The sequence below is a fragment of the Saccharibacillus deserti genome, from assembly GCF_013618475.1.
GTDB classification, from domain to species: domain Bacteria; phylum Bacillota; class Bacilli; order Paenibacillales; family Paenibacillaceae; genus Saccharibacillus; species Saccharibacillus deserti.
Map to the genome: position 1 here is coordinate 183,396 of NZ_JABJVN010000008.1, position 17,898 is coordinate 201,293.

General features: G+C 59.0%; 15 protein-coding genes. 6 read left to right on the forward strand and 9 right to left on the reverse strand.

The window, feature by feature from the left end; translation table 11 throughout:
- Positions 1 to 14: 14 nt before the first annotated feature.
- Positions 15 to 2,126 (reverse strand): glycoside hydrolase family 36 protein, encoded by a 2,112-nt coding sequence (locus HOP44_RS18775; RefSeq protein ID WP_172256204.1) that lies wholly within the window; start codon positions 2,124 to 2,126, stop codon positions 15 to 17.
- Between the two features lie 114 nt (positions 2,127 to 2,240).
- Entirely contained in the window at positions 2,241 to 2,831 is a 591-nt protein-coding gene (locus HOP44_RS18780) for a TVP38/TMEM64 family protein (RefSeq protein WP_425501898.1), read from the reverse strand.
- Positions 2,832 to 3,050: 219 nt separating this feature from the next.
- Between HOP44_RS18780 and HOP44_RS18785 the strand changes: the two genes are divergently transcribed.
- The 3 genes from HOP44_RS18785 to HOP44_RS18795 all read left to right on the forward strand — a co-directional run bounded on the left by HOP44_RS18785 (position 3,051) and on the right by HOP44_RS18795 (position 6,882).
- The gene (locus HOP44_RS18785) at positions 3,051 to 3,560 is read left to right on the forward strand and encodes a cupin domain-containing protein (protein ID WP_172256208.1); all 510 of its coding nucleotides are present in this window, start codon (positions 3,051 to 3,053) and stop codon (positions 3,558 to 3,560) included.
- Positions 3,561 to 3,702: 142 nt separating this feature from the next.
- Positions 3,703 to 5,319, forward strand: coding sequence for a histidine kinase N-terminal 7TM domain-containing diguanylate cyclase (locus tag HOP44_RS18790; protein WP_172256216.1), 1,617 nt, complete (start codon positions 3,703 to 3,705; stop codon positions 5,317 to 5,319).
- Positions 5,320 to 5,382: 63 nt separating this feature from the next.
- Positions 5,383 to 6,882 carry an amidase family protein gene (locus tag HOP44_RS18795; protein ID WP_172256218.1) on the forward strand — a complete coding sequence of 500 codons (1,500 nt, stop codon included), beginning with the start codon at positions 5,383 to 5,385 and terminating at the stop codon, positions 6,880 to 6,882.
- Positions 6,883 to 6,990: 108 nt separating this feature from the next.
- On the opposite strand, the gene HOP44_RS18800 is transcribed toward HOP44_RS18795, so the two are convergent.
- The gene (locus HOP44_RS18800; RefSeq protein WP_172256220.1) at positions 6,991 to 7,752 is read right to left on the reverse strand and encodes a nuclear transport factor 2 family protein; all 762 of its coding nucleotides are present in this window, start codon (positions 7,750 to 7,752) and stop codon (positions 6,991 to 6,993) included.
- Between the two features lie 182 nt (positions 7,753 to 7,934).
- Between HOP44_RS18800 and HOP44_RS18805 the strand changes: the two genes are divergently transcribed.
- Positions 7,935 to 8,846, forward strand: coding sequence for a DUF72 domain-containing protein (locus HOP44_RS18805; protein ID WP_172256222.1), 912 nt, complete (start codon positions 7,935 to 7,937; stop codon positions 8,844 to 8,846).
- 86 nt (positions 8,847 to 8,932) lie between these two features.
- On the opposite strand, the gene HOP44_RS18810 is transcribed toward HOP44_RS18805, so the two are convergent.
- Entirely contained in the window at positions 8,933 to 9,520 is a 588-nt protein-coding gene (locus HOP44_RS18810; protein ID WP_172256319.1) for a nitroreductase family protein, read from the reverse strand.
- Positions 9,521 to 10,042: 522 nt separating this feature from the next.
- On the opposite strand from HOP44_RS18810, the gene HOP44_RS18815 reads away from it, so the two are divergent.
- Entirely contained in the window at positions 10,043 to 11,533 is a 1,491-nt protein-coding gene (locus HOP44_RS18815) for an alpha-amylase (RefSeq protein ID WP_172256224.1), read from the forward strand.
- Positions 11,534 to 11,674: 141 nt separating this feature from the next.
- On the opposite strand, the gene HOP44_RS18820 is transcribed toward HOP44_RS18815, so the two are convergent.
- Positions 11,675 to 12,310 (reverse strand): LysE/ArgO family amino acid transporter, encoded by a 636-nt coding sequence (locus HOP44_RS18820; protein WP_172256226.1) that lies wholly within the window; start codon positions 12,308 to 12,310, stop codon positions 11,675 to 11,677.
- A 166-nt stretch (positions 12,311 to 12,476) separates the two neighbouring features.
- On the opposite strand from HOP44_RS18820, the gene HOP44_RS18825 reads away from it, so the two are divergent.
- The gene (locus tag HOP44_RS18825; RefSeq protein WP_172256228.1) at positions 12,477 to 13,922 is read left to right on the forward strand and encodes an aminotransferase-like domain-containing protein; all 1,446 of its coding nucleotides are present in this window, start codon (positions 12,477 to 12,479) and stop codon (positions 13,920 to 13,922) included.
- Positions 13,923 to 14,074: 152 nt separating this feature from the next.
- On the opposite strand, the gene HOP44_RS18830 is transcribed toward HOP44_RS18825, so the two are convergent.
- From HOP44_RS18830 to HOP44_RS18845, 4 genes are all read right to left on the reverse strand, one after another.
- A complete protein-coding gene (locus HOP44_RS18830; protein ID WP_172256230.1) occupies positions 14,075 to 14,740 on the reverse strand; it encodes an NAD(P)H-dependent oxidoreductase in 666 nt (221 codons plus the stop codon).
- Between the two features lie 88 nt (positions 14,741 to 14,828).
- On the reverse strand, positions 14,829 to 15,716 hold the full coding sequence (locus tag HOP44_RS18835) for a hypothetical protein (protein WP_172256232.1): 888 nt from the start codon (positions 15,714 to 15,716) through the stop codon (positions 14,829 to 14,831).
- A complete protein-coding gene (locus HOP44_RS18840) occupies positions 15,713 to 17,191 on the reverse strand; it encodes a DUF4850 domain-containing protein (RefSeq protein WP_172256234.1) in 1,479 nt (492 codons plus the stop codon). The genes HOP44_RS18835 and HOP44_RS18840 overlap by 4 nt, the downstream gene beginning before the upstream one ends.
- Positions 17,188 to 17,724 carry an RNA polymerase sigma factor gene (locus tag HOP44_RS18845; protein ID WP_172256236.1) on the reverse strand — a complete coding sequence of 179 codons (537 nt, stop codon included), beginning with the start codon at positions 17,722 to 17,724 and terminating at the stop codon, positions 17,188 to 17,190. The genes HOP44_RS18840 and HOP44_RS18845 overlap by 4 nt, the downstream gene beginning before the upstream one ends.
- Positions 17,725 to 17,898: the final 174 nt, after the last annotated feature.

Sequence of the window (17,898 nt, forward strand, 5' to 3'; positions counted from 1 at the left end):
GGAGTCCGAAGCGGTCAGAGTTCGGCCACTTCGAACAGGCGCGCGGTCCGCTCGCGTTCGAGCCGGACCTTCAATACGCCCGCTTCGGCATTCCAGACGCAGTCTCCGCCGGGGCGGCCCTGCGGGTAGAGCAGGCGGCAGTCCGCCGCTTTGCCGGCCAGGCCGGGCAGAGGCAGCGACGCTTCGCTTGAGGCGTCGTCAAGCCGCCATACGGCGACGTAGCGTCTGCCTCCCCGGCGCAGGCCGAAGCTGACCCAGCCGTCTTCGACTTTCGGCAGCCCCAGCGGCCAGAACGGAAGCCCTTCGCGAATATCGCCGCGAATGGCTTTGTAGACCGTAAGCGCCTCGCGAACAAGCTCGCGGCGCGGCGGGCTCAGCTCCGCCAGATGCCCGCTCTGATGCACGCGCAGCAGCAGCGCGTTCACCATGTTGAATACGACTTCTTCGTCGTCGCCTTCGCGCAGCGGATACGACCAGATCGCCGACTGTTCCGGCGTGAGCGCCGCCGGGGAACTGGCCGCGATCTGCGCGTAGTTCACGTAATTTTCCTGATCGCTCGTCGACTGGATACTGTGCCGGCTGAGCATCGCGTAGTCCATCCGCATGCCGCCGCTGGAGCAGTTCTCGATCACCAGTTCCGGATACGTGGCGAAGATACGGTCGATCCAGGACAGATATGCGCGGTTATGTTCGAGCAGACCGTCGCCGAGGCTGTCCGAATCGAGTTCCGTGCCGAGTCCGGCATTGATATTGTAGTCCATTTTGATATACCCGACCCCGTACTCCTCGACCAAGCGGCGCAGCACTTCGTCCGCATGGGCGACGACGGCCGGATTGCGGAAATCGAGGTGGTAGCGGCTGCGGTCTTTGACCCTTTTGCCGTGCCGCATGAAGAACCAGGAATCGTCCGCTTCCGCAAGCTTCGGACTGTGAACGCCCATGACCTCGATCTCCAGCCACAACCCCGGGATCATGCCTTTGCCGCGAATATAGTCGAGCACGTATTTGATGCCTTCCGGGAAGCGTTCCTGCGACGGCAGCCATTCGCCTACCCCGTCCCACCAGACGCCGGGCGAATACCAGCCGCAGTCGATGCAGAAATATTCGCAGCCCACGTCCGCGGCGGCGTCGATCAGCGGCAGCAGGTTCTGCGTCGTCGGATTGCCCCACAGACAGTTCATGTAATCGTTAAAAATGATGCGCAGGTTCTCGTTGTCCGCGTTCGGACGCCGGACGGCGCGGCGGTACCGCGTCAGTTCGCCGATCGCTTCCTCGAAACCGCCGCGCGCCCAGCCGACCGCGACCGGAACGCTTGCGAACGTCTCGCCGGGCAGCAGCTTTTTCCACCAGGCGTGATCGTGCTCCGACGGACCGCTCACGAGCAGCGACAGATGATCGAACTGGTTGAGCAATTCCCAATGCCACGATCCGTTGTGCTCGATCTGCCAGAACATCGTCGCGGCGGCTTCCGTATTTTCCAGCAGCCCCATCGGCAGATGTTCCGCGGCGGCCCACGAACCCGTGTTGCTCAGGGAGACCCGTTTCGAGCTGCGATCCGTCATATGCGACAAACCGAGCTCCGGCAGGGTATTGCTGCGCCACTGGACCTCGCTCTGCCAGCCGTTATGCGCCAGATGCAGCTTCATTTTGTCGTCCTGGTCGCCCGCTCCGTCCTTGGCCAGCCCGTTCAGCGAAAACGAGGAGACGTATTCGACGCCAAGTTCCTCCGCGCCGCGATTATGCAGTTCCGTCCAGCTCTTGAGCACCGCAAGTCCGTCATGAAACTGGAAAAACGAAGCGGTCGCAAGTCCTGTCGCCGGATCTTCCATTTCGAATACGACCCGCAGCCCGGTATCGTTTCGTTCTTCGTAGTGCCGCACATACTTCATCCGCAGCCCCGGATAAGAAGCCCGGTGGCTTCGGCCGTGGTATTCGCCCCGGTCTTCCCCGCTGAGCTGCACTTCGAGCACCCGGAATCCCTGCCGCGCTTCCTCTTCGACCCGGTCTTCTTCAAACGGCAGGCATCCTCCGTGCAGCAGACGGACATCGCCTTCCTCCGTCACGTCGAACACCAAACTTAAACCGTTTTCGAAAATGTCGATCCGCTGTTTCGGATTTTGCGCCATGCTTGCCTCGTCCCCTCTTTCTGGAATAAACCGATTATACCGCAGCCGCCCTGAAAGGGTAACGCTCTATTTGACCCAAAAAAAGACCGCTTCCTTCGTGGAAACGGTCTTCGTTTACTCCGAATCGCGGGTAAAATAAGCTTCGGCCCGCCGACTCGCCCAGAACGAGAACGCGAGGAACGCCGCTACGTAGAGCAGCTCGTACGGCCGCTCGATAAATCGGCCGAGATCGTGTCCCACATACGATACGGCCAGCACCATAATCGCTTTACCACAGGCGATCGCCAGCAGAAAAGCAAGTTTCGGCATCCGTACGATCGCCGCCGCGGTGTTGACGATCGCGAATGGACCCACCGGCATCATGCTCAGGATAAAAACAAAGCTGAATGCGTTGCGGCGCGCCCACAGCAGGCTTTTTTGCGCTTTGGGACGCTGCGACCAGCGCTGGAAGTAAGGACGCGACGCGATGGCCCGCACGATCAGGAACGTCGTCATACAGCCCGCGACCAGCCCGATCCACGAATACAGAAAACCGAGCCACAGTCCGTACGCCGCCGCGTTTACGCCTACGATCACCGCGGTCGGCAGCGGGGGAACGAACGATTTCAGAAACGTCAGGAAAATGCCCGGCAGCGGGCCAAGTGCGCGGAAACGTTCGATCCATTCGCGCAAATGTTCTTCCGTCATATACGATAAAAGGTCCATATTCAGCAAGAAGGTACTCCTTTGCGGGTTACTGGGCCGGACTTGTCCGGTATATCCGCTATTATAGCGGGTAAACGGACTTTTTTGCCGTGAAATTGTGGATTTTCTTGCCGCACGCCGTATTGCTGGCCCGCCGCCGCGGGTAATCCTTCCCATATCCCATACGGCCGGAAGCGGAAGATCCGCGGCCCGGCAATCCACTACACGGAGGTCTTGACGATGAACGAACCCCGCGATCCGCAGCTTTTTTATTTTGAAGACGACGGCATCCTGCCCAACAATCCCAAACTGCCCGTGGTTTTGTACCCCGGCGCCCTGAGCGGCAAGCCCGAATGGGCCGAGTCGGTGTTCAACGGCTGCGGATGGCACAACAGTTGGGAGAACGGCGTATTCGACTACCACCACTATCACAGCAACGCGCACGAAGTGCTTGGCGTGACGCACGGTACGATCCTGATCAAGCTCGGCGGCGAGAACGGAAGCTCGTTCGATCTGCAGGCGGGCGACGTGATCGTGCTGCCGGCCGGTACCGGACACAAACGGATTACGGCAAGCGCGGATTTCCGGATTGTAGGCGCCTATCCCGAAGGGATGGACTATAACACTCGGCTTGGGAACGACGGACGGCGCGAGCAGGCGATCGAAGAAATTGCCCGGGTTCCGCTTCCCAAAACCGATCCCGTATACGGCGACAAAGGCCCTCTGCTGGAGCATTGGCAGATTCGTTGAGCCGTCCGAACATATTTCTGTCTTCGTATAGAGAGAGCCGACTTTCCGCTCCAATCTATGGTATGATTTTCTTGCCTTTGCAGCGGCGGAGTCGACGCCTCCATACGAATCATTACTTTAACAGACAGGAGTTCCCACGTTCATGAATGCCGCCTTTTCTACCTTTATCGCGCTGTTCGCCATTTCGGGCGTGCTCAGCATTTTGCTTGCTCTGTACGCTTCTTTGCAAAAGACACGCTTCTCGGGCATGCACTTGTTCGTCTGGATGTCCGTCGCGACCGCGATCTATACCTTCGGCAGTTCGTTGGAACTGGCCAGTCCGTCGCTTGGGAACATCAAGTTCTGGATTGCATTCGAATATTTCGGGCTGCCGTTCATCTCGCCGCTCAACCTGCTTGTCATCTTCCATTATGTAGGGCGAGAACGGATGATGACGCCCCGTGCGACCGCCGCTTTCCTCGCTCTGCCCGCGCTGACCTGCCTGCTGATGCTGACCAACAACCTGCACGGACTCGTCTATCAACAAATGGAACTTCGCGCCGACGCCCCCTGGCCTCTGGCCGAATTTGCGATGGGTCCGTGGTATGTCGTCAACGGCAGCTACACGCTGGGATGCGGCGTGGTCGGCATGTGGCTGCTCGCCCGCCATCTGCGCCAAACGCTGAACGTCTACCGCAAGCAGACCGCTACCATGCTGGTCAGCTTGTTTCTGCCGATCGGCTCCTCCCTGATCTATATTATGAATCTCACTCCTTACCATATCGATCCGGTTCCCGCCACCATGAGTCTGACCAATTTGCTGTACTGCTGGGCGCTTCTCTCGGGCGGCATGCTCACCTCGACTCCGGTCGTGCGCGAAAACATCCTGGAGAGCATGCGCGACGGCGTACTGGTACTCGATCCGGCCGGACGGATCGCCGACTACAACAAAGCCGCTTCCCTGCTGTTTCCGTTCCTCGCTTCCCAGCTGATCGGCGAACGTGCGGCGGACGTCTTTCCCAAGGAAAGGCTGCGGCCGGAAGATGCCGATATGCAGTTTCTCGAAGCGGAAGAAAGTCAGATCGAATGGCTGGCAGACCATGAAGTCCGCTTTTACCGGATCCGTTCGTCCCCCGTCTTTCACAAGAGGGGAGGCGGAGCGGCCGGGAGAACGGTGGTCATCTTGGATGTCACCGAGAATGTCCGGCTCCACCGCAGACTCGAGCGGATGGCTACCCATGACGGCATGACGCAGATCTACAACCGCTCGCACTTTGTGGAATGCTCGGAACGGCTCCTTGCCGATTCGCGAAGCACGCTCGAACCGCTGACGGTCGCTCTGCTGGATATCGACCGATTCAAGTCGGTCAACGACAGCTACGGACACGACGTGGGCGATCATGTGATTCGCCATGTCGTGCATATCTGTCAGGCGCATCTCGGCGAACGCGATGTCTTCGGCCGTTACGGAGGGGAAGAATTCGCCTTGTGCATGCCGGGCCGGCCTACTTCGGACGCTTACGGTCTGCTGGAGCGCATCCGCCTGGGGCTGGCCGCCGAGCCGGTCATGACCGCTGCCGGACCGGTCGGAGTGACCGCAAGTTTCGGCCTGGTGGAAGCCCTGCCCGATCAGCCGCTGAAAGTACTGACCAAGCTGGCGGACGACGCCCTGTACGTCGCCAAACAAAACGGACGCAACCAGGTCCGGATCGCCCCGGACGGGCAGGGTCCGGCAGACGAAAGCATTGCCCCTTCTCCGCACGGATCGCCGGACGCATAGCCGCAGGTCTGTGCCGGAGATCGCCAGCCTTTACGAATGATGTACAGAAAGAAGGGATTCCGTATGAAATTCGAACACTATGTCCAATATGACGCGGTCGGTCTGGCCCAGCTGCTGAGCAGCCGGGAAGTCTCCGCCGTCGAACTGGCGGAAGCCGCGCTGTCCCGGATGGATCAAGTCAATCCGTCCCTGAACGCCGTCGTCCGCGACCGGCGCGAAGCGGCTCTTGCCGAAGCGGCGGCGGCTCCTTCCCCAAGCGCGGAACGCCCTTTTTCCGGCGTTCCGTATCTGCTCAAAGACATCTCGCAGGCGCTTGCGGGCGAACCGCTCACTTCCGGTTCGGCCCTGCTCAAAGGAAATGTCGCGCGCCGCGACTCCAACTACGTCGCCCGCCTGCGGGCCGGCGGCCTGATCCCGCTCGGGCACACGAACACGCCCGAATTCGGGCTCAAGAACATCACCGAACCGGCCCTGTACGGGCCGGCGCGCAATCCGTGGAATCCGCAGTATTCCCCGGGCGGCTCCAGCGGCGGCGCGGCGGCCGCGGTCGCCTCGGGCATCGTGCCCGCCGCCGGCGCCAGCGACGGCGGCGGGTCGATCCGCATCCCGGCGTCGTTCACCGGCCTGTTCGGTCTCAAACCGACGCGCGGCCGCACCCCGGTCGGCCCCGGCATCGGCCGCCAATGGCAGGGCGCGTCGATCGACTTCGCCTTGTCGCGCACCGTGCGCGACAGCGCCGCGCTGCTGGACCTGCTGCAGGTGCTGCAGCAGGAAGCCGCTTTCCAGACGCCCCTCTATCCGGGCATCTACGCCCAAGACATAGGGACGCCTCATCCGCGCCCGCTGCGGATCGCTTTTACGACCGCTTCGCCGGTCGGCACGCCCGTCGGCGAAGACGCCGTGCAGGCGGTACTCAAGACCGTAAAATGGCTTGAGCAGCAGGGCCACCATGTCGAAGAGAAGCTCAGCCCCGTCAACGGCGTACGGCTGATGGAGAATTATTACACGATGAACGCGGGCGAAGTGTCCGCTATGTTCCTCTCGCTGGAAGGAATGCTGGGGCGCGCCATTCGGCCCGATGAGGTCGATATCATCACGTGGGTCTTTGCCGAAGCCGGCAAAAACGTCTCCGCGGCCGAATTCGTGCACAGCCTGAACGAATGGGACGTTGCCGCGGCGCAGATGGCCGAATTGTCGGCCCGCTTCGATCTGTATGTCACGCCGGCAAGCGCCTTCCCGGCTCCGCGCGTCGGCGAACTGACTTATACGCCGGAGCAGGCCGCTCCGTGGATGACGGTAAGCGAGCGGTCTGCGGGCGAACAGCGGCAGATGCTGTACGATATTTTCGAACGCAGCCTGACCTATACCCCGTTCACCCAGCTCGCCAATCTGACCGGCCAGCCCGCGACCAGTCTGCCGCTGCATCTGACCGAAGACGGCCTGCCGCTCGGCGTGCAGATGATCGCCTCCAAAGGCCGCGAAGACCTGCTGCTGCGCATCGCCGCCCAGCTGGAACAGTCGGATCTGTGGGTCGGGATGAACGGCAATCCGATGCTCGGTTAATCGGTGAGGTACATCAGATATTTTGTTCCAAAAAGCTGCCCCGGTCGGTTATTCGATTCGGCGGCAGCTTTTCTTTTTGGCGCTTATCCAGAGCTCGCGAACTTTTGCTCACTCATAAACAAACCATACTTCACGGATCAGCGCGTCTCTCGTTTCATAGATCGCTGCCGCAGATACGGCTTCGTCCGAGCCTTTTCGCGTTATCCGTTCATGGTCGATCACCCGACTGCCGATCACCATTCGGTTGACCAATTCCGCATGGACGTTATCAACCTCGAAGCGCTTGCGATAGCGCTCGCGCATCGCCTCGCGTCCTTCTGCGATCAGTGACCCGTCCAGCAGGTTATACAGCTTTGCATCTTCCGCATACACGTTCAGAAAGCCTTCCAGATCATGGGCGTTGTATCGGTCAAGCTGCCGCTGTGCAAGTTCCTCGGCTGTCCCGAACTCGGGAATCTTTTGCTGTTCGACTACTTCTACAGCCTTTCTCGCTCGAAGCGGTCTGACTTCGTACATCCGCATCTGCCGGGGTACTCCTCTAAACTCCAGCCTGCCGGCGTAGACAAGAGACGTAAGCCGATGATTGAGGAAGTCATCATCAAGCCGTTCTGACCCATTCATTTCGCCAAGCCAGCCCAGACGCCGAACCCAGCCCTTCCGGTTTTCCAGGTCTGCAAGAGGGCCGTAAGCCAAGCAGTCGTGAAATCCAAATACCTGATACTCTCCGCCTCGGATTTCCGACTGCAGCACCATCTTCAGACTGCCGGCTGTTGTCGAGTCCAATGCGATATGTACAAGGTCCAATCCGCTCAAGTCCATGGACCCGAGCTGCTCTTTTTCGCGGTCCTGTTCTCTCCTGTTGTTTTTCATATTAATCCCTCCTGCAGCTTTGTAAGTTTTCCGATGCTGCTCGTCATAGATTCCTTTTTGATTGTAACTTTTTTGCGGTCGACCGCATAAGACGTTGTAGATACCTCTTTCCCGATTGCCTGTTCCCACTTTCGTGTAATAATCTAACAAGACATCTTAGCGCCGTGCGAGGAGGGTTTTCCATGATTACGATCGGACTTACCAATTTCAGCGACCATGACGAGCTGTACGGCAAAAAGAAACCCGCCGAACGGCTGCAGGCTTACAGCGAAACGTTCAAACTGGTCGAACTGGACAGTTCGTTTTACGCGATCCAACCGGTCAAAAACTATGAAAAGTGGGTCTCCCAGACCCCCGACGATTTTGGATTCGTGATCAAGGCCTACCAGGGCATGACCGGACACCTGCGCGAGAAAAAGAATTATTTCGACACGCCGGAAGAAATGTTCGCCGCTTTTCATACCAGCCTTGCGCCCGTTATCGAAGCGGACAAACTGACGATGGCCCTGTTCCAATACCCGCCCTGGTTCGACTGTACACGCGAGAACGTGGAGAAGCTGCGCGTCACGCGCGAATTCATGAAAGACGTCCCGTGCGCGCTCGAATTCCGGCATCAATCGTGGTACTCGCCGCAGTTTCAAGACAAGACGCTCGACTTTATGCGCAAAGAAGGCTGGATTCAGACCGTCGTCGACGAGCCACAGGCCGGCAGCGGTTCGATTCCGATCATCGCGCATGCGACCAGCGACGAAGCGACCTATGTCCGGATGCACGGACGCAACGTCGGCGGCTGGCACAAGAGCAGCGATCCGAACTGGCGCAAGCTGCGCTATCTGTACCGCTACAGCACCGAGGAATTGACCGAGTGGCGCGATATCCTGCTCGATCTGGACAAACAGAGCAAGCACGTCTACGTCGCGTTCAACAACAATTCCGACAAGGATGCCACGCCCAACGCGCTTGAGCTGATGGAACTGCTCGGCCAGCCGATTCCTCCGGGAGCGCCGTGGCCGCCGCAGGAGACCGCCGGAGAAACGCCGGCAGGCGGCAAGTCGGAACCGCAGGACGAGCCTCAGCAGGAGAAACTGTTCTAGCCCAAGAAGACCGCTCCTACGCCTTGAAGGCGAAACAGGAGCGGTCTTTGTTGTATGCGTCCGTATTCGGTTTCGTTTCCCTCGCTCTACTTAAACCATTTCAGGCGCTCTTCGAGCGGTTTGAACTGCTTCTCGCCGGCCGGTGCGGTCGGCTTGCCGAACGGCATCTGCGCGATCAGCTTCCAGCTCTCCGGAATGTCCCATTCCGCTTTGGCTTTCTCGTCGATCAGCGGGTTGTAATGCTGGAGCGTAGCGCCGTAGCCTTCGGCTTCGAGCAGTGTCCAGATCGCGTACTGATGCATGCCGGAAGACTGCTGCGACCAGATCGGGAAGTTATCCTGATAAGCCTGGAACTGCTCCTGCATCCCGCGGATCACCGATTCGTCTTCGAAAAAGAGAATGGTGCCGTAGCCCGCTTTGAAGCTGTTCATTTTTTCCTGAGTCGGTCCGAAATTGCCTTCCGGCACGATTTCTTTCAGAATGGCCGTCGTAAAGTCCCACAGTCTGTCATGATGCTCGCCGAGCAGCACGACGACGCGCGCGCTCTGCGAATTGAACGACGATGGCACATGCAGCAGCGTCTGCTCGATCAAATCGCGAATCTTGTCGTCGGATGTCGTCTGTTCCTTGCTGATTCCGTAGATACTGCGTCTGTTCTTCATCAGTTCCAGCATACTTTCGGTCGTCAACCTAAACGCCTCCCCAAAGTTAGTCCGCTCCCGCATCTGCACGCCAACGGCCCAATTTATTATTACCCCAGCCGGCCTCCTTTTCAAGCAGGCATGCCCAATTCCCCCTTTTCGTCAAGTAAGCGCTATCGAAATCGATACTTTCGTAAAAAAATTCTTCTTCGTTTAGGCCCCCTGTTTTTTTGGGTAACTTGTATTATTCCTTATTAGCGAGCGAGTACCTTGACCAATCCTGATCAGAGGGTTGCGTTCGCCTGAAACGCATACGCTTTAGGTGCGATTCAGGGGGGAGTAACCTTACTATTAACTTGGTCAAGGTACGAGCCGAATATCCCGCTGCACGGAAAACCGTTCGATGCTCCCTTTCCGGCTCCCTGACCGATTACCCGATGCCCCGGCATCTTTTTCTAAATTCCCGGCCTGATGGCATCCGGCTTCCCATTCGTATTTGGATGGACATCCGCATACGCAGCCGCACCCCAACGAATTCGAGGAGGTTTTTTTATCATGCCCGCCAATCACACGATGATGCAATTTTTCGAATGGCACGTAGACGCCGACGGACAACACTGGAACCGACTCAAAGAAATGGCTCCCGAACTCAAACAATGGGGCATCGACTCCGTCTGGATTCCGCCCGTCACCAAAGGGCAGTCCGCGGAAGATACCGGCTACGGCGTATACGACCTGTACGATTTGGGAGAGTTCGACCAGAAAGGTACGGTCCGCACCAAATACGGCACCAAAGAAGAACTGAAAAGCGCCATCGCGGCCTGTCACGAATTCGGCATCGCCGTCTACGTCGATCTGGTCATGAACCATAAAGCCGGCGCGGACGAGACGGAACGCTTCAAGGTGGTCGAAGTCGATCCGAACAACCGCAACGAAGTCATCTCCGAAGAACCGTTCGAGATCGAAGGCTGGACCAAATTCACCTTCCCGGGCCGGGGCGACCAATACTCCGCGTTCAAATGGGATGCCCGCCACTTCAACGGCACCGACTTCGACAATGCGACCGGCAACAACGGCATTTACCGGATCGGCGGCGAAAGCCGCAGCTGGGACGACAAGGTGGACAACGAGTTCGGCAACTACGATTACCTGATGTTCGCCAACATCGATTACCGGCTGCCGGAAGTCCGCGAAGAAATGATGGAGTGGGGACGCTGGCTGGTGGACACGCTTCAATGCAGCGGCTACCGCCTGGATGCGATCAAGCATATCAACCATGACTTTATCCGCGAATTTGCGGGCGAAATGATCCGCAAGCGCGGCGAAGATTTCTATATTGTCGGCGAGTTCTGGAACAACGATCTGAACGCCTGCCGGGAATTCCTGGATAACGTCGATTACCGGATCGATCTGTTCGACGTCGCGCTGCATTACAAGCTGCATGCGGCGTCGCAGGCCGGCAGGGACTTCGATCTGACAACGATTTTTGACGATACGCTGGTCCAGACCCACCCGACCAACGCGGTCACATTCGTGGACAACCATGATTCCCAACCGGGCGAATCGCTCGAATCCTGGATTGACGACTGGTTCAAGCAGAGTGCGTACGCGCTGATCCTGCTGCGGCGCGACGGGTATCCGTGCGTGTTCTACGGCGATTACTTCGGCATCGGCGGCGAGAATCCGATCGAAGGCAAGAAGATGGCGATCGATCCGCTGCTCTACGCCCGCTGCCAAAAAGCGTACGGCGAACAGGTCGACTACTTCGACCATCCGAATACGATCGGCTGGGTGCGTCTGGGCAGCGAAGAAGTGGTCGGTTCCGGCTGCGCGGTCGTGATCTCGAACGGCGACGAAGGCGAGAAAAGAATGAACGTCGGCGCGGAACGTGCCGGCGAAGAATGGATCGATCTGACCAACACCCGCGAAGAGAAGATCGTGATCGAAGAAGACGGCTTTGCCACCTTCCCGGTCAACGGCGGCAGCGTGTCCGTCTGGGCGCTTCCCGAAGAAGACCTCAGCATGGACTGTGCGGCGAGCGAGTAATTCTCTGCGTGGCGTGAACCGCTTCAGGCGGAGCGCAACCCGTCCGAACGTTCGCACATAAATCCGCCCGATTCCAAAAAAGACCCGCCAGCCCTGAATCCGCCGTAAAGCGAATTCGAAGCCGACGGGTCTTTTCGCCTTTCAATTTCGCAGCAGCTCTTCCGCAAGGTTCCACAGCAGAATCAGCGCGGTACCCCAAATAAACAGCGCCGATCCCCGGTTGAACCGGCTCATCAGCCGCCCGCCGCCGTCGAAGCGGCGCAGCACCGAACCGGCTCCGGCCAGGCCCGCAAACCAGATCCAAGAAACAGCGACGCAGGACGCCGCGAAGCGCAGTTGATCCGCGCCGTTGTAAGCGAGCGCACTCGTTCCGATAACGCCGACCGTATCGAGCAGCGCGTGCGGATTGAGCAGTGAGACCGAGGCGGCGAACAGAATCTGCTTCGAAGGCGGCAGCGCCCGGGCCGAAGCGGTGCCGCTGCCCGGATCTCCGGACGGACGCGACCACCAGAGCGAGAAGCCCATGTAGGCGAGAAAAGCGATCCCGGCCAACATCAGGCCGAAGCGAAGCTCTTCGAATTCCAGCACCACGGCGGAGACGCCGAACACGGCCAGCAGGATAAGCAGCGTATCGCACAGCGCCGCGGCGATGATGGCCGGAAAGGCCCCGGACAAGCGCGGCTGGGCCGCGCCTTGGGTAAATATGAATACGTTCTGCACGCCAAGCGGCAGAATCAGGCCGAGGGCCAGGACGAATCCGTGCAGCATGGCTTCCATGGATAGATCGACTCCTTTTCTTCTTCCATGGTACGATATCCGGAGCAAAAGAAAACCTCCAATTGGACGGTTTCCGTACCCTCCAATTTCTGACCGTTTGCCGTCCGGCTGCCGGATCATCCGGAAAAGTCCGGTCCGGAGTCCTACGAAGAAAGGAGACGCCGCCATGGATTGGAAACCTGCCCCGCGTTCGCCTCGCACCCTGCAGGCACAGATTGCCGGCTGGATCGCCGAACGGATCGAATGCGGCGATTGGGCAGCCGGCACCCGCCTGCCCTCCCAGCGCGAGTTCGCCGCACGCCTCGGCGTCAACCGCAGCACGGTACAAAATGCGCTGGACGAGCTGAAAGCCGGGGGTCTGCTCGAAACCCGCCGCGGCTCGGGCGTCTACGTCTCGGGCAGCGCCTGGAATGCTCTGCTGGCCCGCTCGCAGCCGAACTGGCAGCGCCATATCCGCGCGAGCGTACATAAGCCGAACCGGCATACGATCCGGCTGATCAACGATAGCGAGCCCGATCCGTCGTTCATCCGGCTTGGAACCGGAGAGCTCTCGCCCGACCTGCTGCCTGTACGGGAGCTGGAGGCATCCCTGCGCGATCTCCGGCTCGACGCGCGATCGATCGGCTACTCCGAACCGCTTGGCAGCCTGCGGCTGCGCAGGGCGCTGTGCACGAAGCTTGAGACACTCGGCATCCGCGCACAGCCCGATAACGTCTGTATCGTTTCCGGTGCGCTTCAGGCGCTTCAACTTATCGCCGTCGGCCTGCTTGAAGAAGGCTCGACCGTTTTCCATGAACCGGTCTCCTACCTCAATTCGGTCCATCCGTTTCAATCGGCCGGCATGCGAATGCGGCCTTTTCGCCCAGACGACAAACCGTTGAAGGAAAAGCTTGAACGATCGGTCCGGGGCCGCCAATCTCTGCTGTACACGGTGCCCACGCTGAATAATCCGACCGGACGCAGCTGGAACGAATCCGAGCGTCGCGGCGTATACGAAGCCTGCTCGGAACTGCGCATTCCGATCATCGAAGACGACGTATACCGCGACCTTCTATTCGCTCCCGGCATCCCGCCGATCAAATCGCTCGACAATTCCGGTCAGGCGGTCTATCTCGGCAGCCTGTCCAAGTCGCTCAGCCCCGGTCTGCGGATTGGGTGGATTGTCGCCCCTTCGCCTGCCGCGGCAAGGTTGGCCGATGTCAAAATGCAGACCGATTACGGGTCCAGCGCTTTTTCGCAGGAAATCGCCGCGCATTGGCTGGAATCCGGCTTGTATGACCGCAACGCGGAGCGGCTTCGGGGCGAACTGCGGCTTCGTGCGAACTCCGTTGAAGAAACGCTGCGCGAAACGTTCGAAGAATTGGCAGACTGGAAGTCGCCCGAAGGCGGCTTTTATATCTGGCTGAAATTCCGTGATCCGATCGTGGACAAAGGCTTCTTCCGCCGCCTGCTGGATCGCAAAATATTGATCAATCCCGGCTATATCTACGCACCGGACGACCTGCATCATATCCGCCTCTCCTATGCTTACGCCTCGCGCGAAGAAATGGGGATCGGCCTTGCGGCCCTGCGCGAAGAAGCGGAACGGGCCTGCCTGCGGCGGCGCGGATAAACCGGACAAAACAGCCCGCCTCCTGGGGAGACGGGCTTTTGCCGTTCGATTCGGAAGCGCTGCGGCAGACGGCGCGAACCGCCCGGGCAAATCCGGCCCGGTCCGGCAAAGTGAGATAAACGCTTGATCGGAGATCGGCGCAGTGCCGTCCTTTACACCCAGCGAATGACGTCTTCCGCAGCCCGGCGCGTCTGCGGCCGGGGTTCCGCCGTCCGGTATCCGAATGCTGCCATGACGCTGACCCCGTAAGTCCCGTCTTCAAGCAGGCCGGCTTCTTCAAGCACTTCGTCCAGCTTTGCACGGTCGAAGCCTTCGATCGGGCAGGAATCGATACCGATCTGCGCGGCGGCCGTCATCATGTTGCCAAGCGCGATATACGTCTGCTTGGATGCCCAGTCGAACAGGCTGCGCTCGTCATTCAGATCCATATGTTCTTCCTGGAACGTTTTGTAGAAATCGGTCATCATCTTCTCGACGGTCTCCGGCGGATATTTCTTGACTTCGAGCATCTGCCGCTTCATGTAGGCCGAATCGTACCGTACGTCGCGGCGGGCCAATATCACGACAAAATGGCTGGCCGTCGGCAGATGTCCCTGCGCGCCCCAGGAGACCGGACGCATTTTCCCGCGCAGTTCCGGGTCCTGCACCACTACGAATTTCCACGGTTCGAGACCGATCGAGCTTGGGGACAGACGCCCCGTTTCCAGAATGAAGTCGAATTCGTCGGCCGGAATTTTCCGGTCGGGATCAAAAGTTTTGGTTGCGTGTCTGAATCGGTAGGCATCCAGGATTTCACGCCGTTTTGTTTCGCTGCTCATGAGGTAGACCGCCTTTTTGATAGATGTGTAAATCGATAATTGGTTACTTTTAATTACCGGTACATTCTATCGCTTTTGCGCCGCCGGGTCAATCGGCAAAGATCGTGGGTCCCTGCATCTTCTCATTCCGATTGACAAGTTCGGCCCGGCTGATTGGTCCGATTTCGATTGTGCCGCCGTTGTCCGCCGCATAACGGAATATGCGGAACGATTCCTGCGCGCCCTGATACGTTTCAGCGACGAAATCGAAGGTTCGGCCGTCAGCGCTCCATTGGCAGCTCGAAGAGCCGGAGACCGTATTCCTGTCGGGAATCGCGGCTTCGAACAGCCGGGCATTGTCCAGGTTATACATGCACGTTTTCATTTCCCCGATCAGCCCGTAACCGAACGCCAGGATATGACCGCCAGAGTTTACCGAATTGGCGGGCATCCAGGCCGAACCATGGATAACTTCGACGAATCCGTACCCTTCCTGCTCAAGCTCTTCGTTCAGGTTTCGCAGCTGCCCGCTTGCCAGGTCCACGATAAAAAGCTGGGTGCTTTCGTGATAGCCGGCTTCGATCGCAGCGTAAGACCGATCCGGCGAGACGGTGACGGATTCGACCGTTTCGGGTGTCTCCGGAAGGTCGATCGCTTGGGGAAGCGAAGGCGCTTCGATCCGCAGCGACTCGAAATCGGCGGTAATCACTTCGGCCTGATCGTAATATTTCGAGACGCCGGCCGTGACGACGACCTCTCCGTTGATCCAGCGGATCCGGTCCTTTTCTATGCTTCGAAGAGTGTCCCGCCTATCCGGCGCCGAGGCTTCGGCCGGACGCACCGGAGCGGCCGCTTGAACGGAAGGCGAAGCTTGACTTGTTGCGGTTTCGTTCCGCGTGCGTTCGCCCTGCTGGCTGCATCCGCCGAGCAGAAGAACCGCCGCGACGACTGCTGCGCCGAGCCGGAGAAGCGGTCTTTTCGACTTTTGTTTATTCATGGTTGGACCTCCGATTGATCGAGTGCGCGCAGTACCCCGTTGATTTTGTTATCGTAAACGAATGGATGTTCATGGCTTCCGCTGGTCCAGTAGAGCACGACAAACCCTCCTCCGGCGAAGACATGCGGATAAATATCCGCTTGCATGCCGCTTTCCGCCGTTCGCGGTTCCTGTGCGAATTTCTTCGCTTCTTCTATCGCCCGGTCCCGGCTGCCAAAATCGAACAGCGTTAAACGCTCGGAACGTTCCGCATTTCGGGAATCGCGGTCGAGGATCAGTTCCTCCGCTTCGACTCCGTTCATGGGCTGGTCGTAGAACGGAACATCGGCATCCTGCAGGCCTGTCAGCCTCAGTCCTTTTTCGGCCAATCGCTCTCTCAACGCTTCGATTCCGATCGAGTCTTCGGCTGCTTCCTGTTCTTTGCCCTGCGGGGGGTTCGGAGCCGCGGAAGCCGCAGGCTCGATCCGCTGCGCGCCCTGGTTGGCTTCGAAGAATCGCAGGATGGAATCGGCCGCCTCGCCGTATGCAGTGCCCTCAAGGGACATCTCCAGTTGTCGCAGCGTGTAGTTCTGTGGATTCTGCGAATAATAGACCGCTCCGCTGGCTACTGCCCCATCTCCCTGGCGTGTCCAGTCATAACGGGCAAAGCCCGTTTCCCCGTCCTCGTTGGCATACTGCGAACGCAGCGCCAACCCTTGATAGGTCTGTACCGGGAATCCCTGCTGCTCGGCCCATGTCTGACGATCGGGGAAATACGTGCCGATTCCCGAAGCCACGCTGCCGCCGCTGAACGTTTCCGTATACCGGAGCCGTTCTCCCGGATCTCCGGGGTTTCTTTGTGCCGGGTTACCGGCTTTCTCCGGATTGATGAATTCCGCGCTTACGGATCCATTGGCCCCGATCACGGCTCTTTCCGGTGTCCAACTTCTCGGCGCAAGCAGCACATAACCTTCTCCGGTGTCGGGGCGCTGCACGAGAACGGCCTGCAGCATTTCGGCTTCTGCGGCCGTAAGGGCAAATGTCATGTCCGGAAGCTCGGGAACGCTGTCGGTCTGCGCTTTTCCGACAGCCAGTTCGGCTCGCAGAAGGCGCAGGGGGATCGAGACGGTGCCCGTTTTGCCGCCGTCCGCCTTTTTTCCGGGAAACTCCACCCGGGTCGTCTGCGCCGCTTCCTCGGGGAGTGTTTGGCTTTCCCCTGTTCCATTCGGCTGGGAAACCGGCGGTACGCCGACCGAAGACTCGGGCGGAATCTGTCTCAGCCCTTCCAGCACCCCGCTTCTCTCCGCCGCGAAACCTCCGCCAAGCAGCGCGGCTCCAAGCGCAAGAACCCCTGCACGGCGGCGCAGCAGCGCCGCACGGCCGGAATCGGCTTTCACTTTCTGCTCTACTTTTCGCATCATCTGCGGCGTAAACGAATTTTTGCGGAAAGGTTTCGGCTTCAGCTCTTTTTCCCAATCGATCTCTTTTTTCGTCATGCTTCGCTCCGCTCCTTTTCCCATAATTCGGACGCTTTGCTCCGCGCCCGCTGAAGTCTCGTCTTCGCCGCCGATACCGTGATGCCGAGGGCGTTCGCCAATTCTTCCATCGTCATGCCGTAATGCGCCTGCAGCGTGAGAACCTCCCTGTATTTCAGCGGCAGCTTCAGCACGATCGCCCAGACCTCGCTCGTCAGTTCCTCCCGCAGAAATTCCGTTTCCGCAGATTCCGCCGTATCCGTCTCCGGCACGTAACCGGGCAGCGCCACTCTGCGCACGAAAGCCAGACGCCGGTACGAATACCAGCGGTTGCGCGCGATGCGCAGCAGCCAGGTCTTGAGCGAAGCTTCCCTTCGGTACGTCCCAAGATACTTGTAGGCCCGGATAAACGTTTCCTGCGCGAGATCGTCGGCCAGTTCCCGGCTGCGGGTCATGATATAGAGGAAGTTCCATACGTCTTCCCCGTAAGTATCCATAATCGACTCCAGATCGTCTGCCGTCATGGATACCTTGTCCTGCCATTCGTACGCCATGCCGCCCCTCCTTATCTTCTCTATCAAACTGACCCCGGAGCCGCAGGAAAAGTTGCCGAATCCGCAAAAAAAGTCCGCACGCCAAAACCCCGTATTCGGCAGCTGCCGAGCACGGGGGTTCTGATGAAACTTCTATTTCCATAGGCATCCGTTACGCAAAGGCGAGCCTTTGAA

What these genes read in the sequence shown, in the direction of transcription:
- HOP44_RS18775 (WP_172256204.1), bottom strand. Translation starts at nt 2,126, where the DNA reads ATGGCGCAAAATCCGAAACAGCGGATCGACATTTTCGAAAACGGTTTA.
- HOP44_RS18780 (WP_425501898.1), bottom strand. Translation starts at nt 2,831, where the DNA reads ATGGACCTTTTATCGTATATGACGGAAGAACATTTGCGCGAATGGATC.
- HOP44_RS18785 (WP_172256208.1), top strand. Translation starts at nt 3,051, where the DNA reads ATGAACGAACCCCGCGATCCGCAGCTTTTTTATTTTGAAGACGACGGC.
- HOP44_RS18790 (WP_172256216.1), top strand. Translation starts at nt 3,703, where the DNA reads ATGAATGCCGCCTTTTCTACCTTTATCGCGCTGTTCGCCATTTCGGGC.
- HOP44_RS18795 (WP_172256218.1), top strand. Translation starts at nt 5,383, where the DNA reads ATGAAATTCGAACACTATGTCCAATATGACGCGGTCGGTCTGGCCCAG.
- HOP44_RS18800 (WP_172256220.1), bottom strand. Translation starts at nt 7,752, where the DNA reads ATGAAAAACAACAGGAGAGAACAGGACCGCGAAAAAGAGCAGCTCGGG.
- HOP44_RS18805 (WP_172256222.1), top strand. Translation starts at nt 7,935, where the DNA reads ATGATTACGATCGGACTTACCAATTTCAGCGACCATGACGAGCTGTAC.
- HOP44_RS18810 (WP_172256319.1), bottom strand. Translation starts at nt 9,520, where the DNA reads ATGCTGGAACTGATGAAGAACAGACGCAGTATCTACGGAATCAGCAAG.
- HOP44_RS18815 (WP_172256224.1), top strand. Translation starts at nt 10,043, where the DNA reads ATGCCCGCCAATCACACGATGATGCAATTTTTCGAATGGCACGTAGAC.
- HOP44_RS18820 (WP_172256226.1), bottom strand. Translation starts at nt 12,310, where the DNA reads ATGGAAGCCATGCTGCACGGATTCGTCCTGGCCCTCGGCCTGATTCTG.
- HOP44_RS18825 (WP_172256228.1), top strand. Translation starts at nt 12,477, where the DNA reads ATGGATTGGAAACCTGCCCCGCGTTCGCCTCGCACCCTGCAGGCACAG.
- HOP44_RS18830 (WP_172256230.1), bottom strand. Translation starts at nt 14,740, where the DNA reads ATGAGCAGCGAAACAAAACGGCGTGAAATCCTGGATGCCTACCGATTC.
- HOP44_RS18835 (WP_172256232.1), bottom strand. Translation starts at nt 15,716, where the DNA reads ATGAATAAACAAAAGTCGAAAAGACCGCTTCTCCGGCTCGGCGCAGCA.
- HOP44_RS18840 (WP_172256234.1), bottom strand. Translation starts at nt 17,191, where the DNA reads ATGACGAAAAAAGAGATCGATTGGGAAAAAGAGCTGAAGCCGAAACCT.
- HOP44_RS18845 (WP_172256236.1), bottom strand. Translation starts at nt 17,724, where the DNA reads ATGGCGTACGAATGGCAGGACAAGGTATCCATGACGGCAGACGATCTG.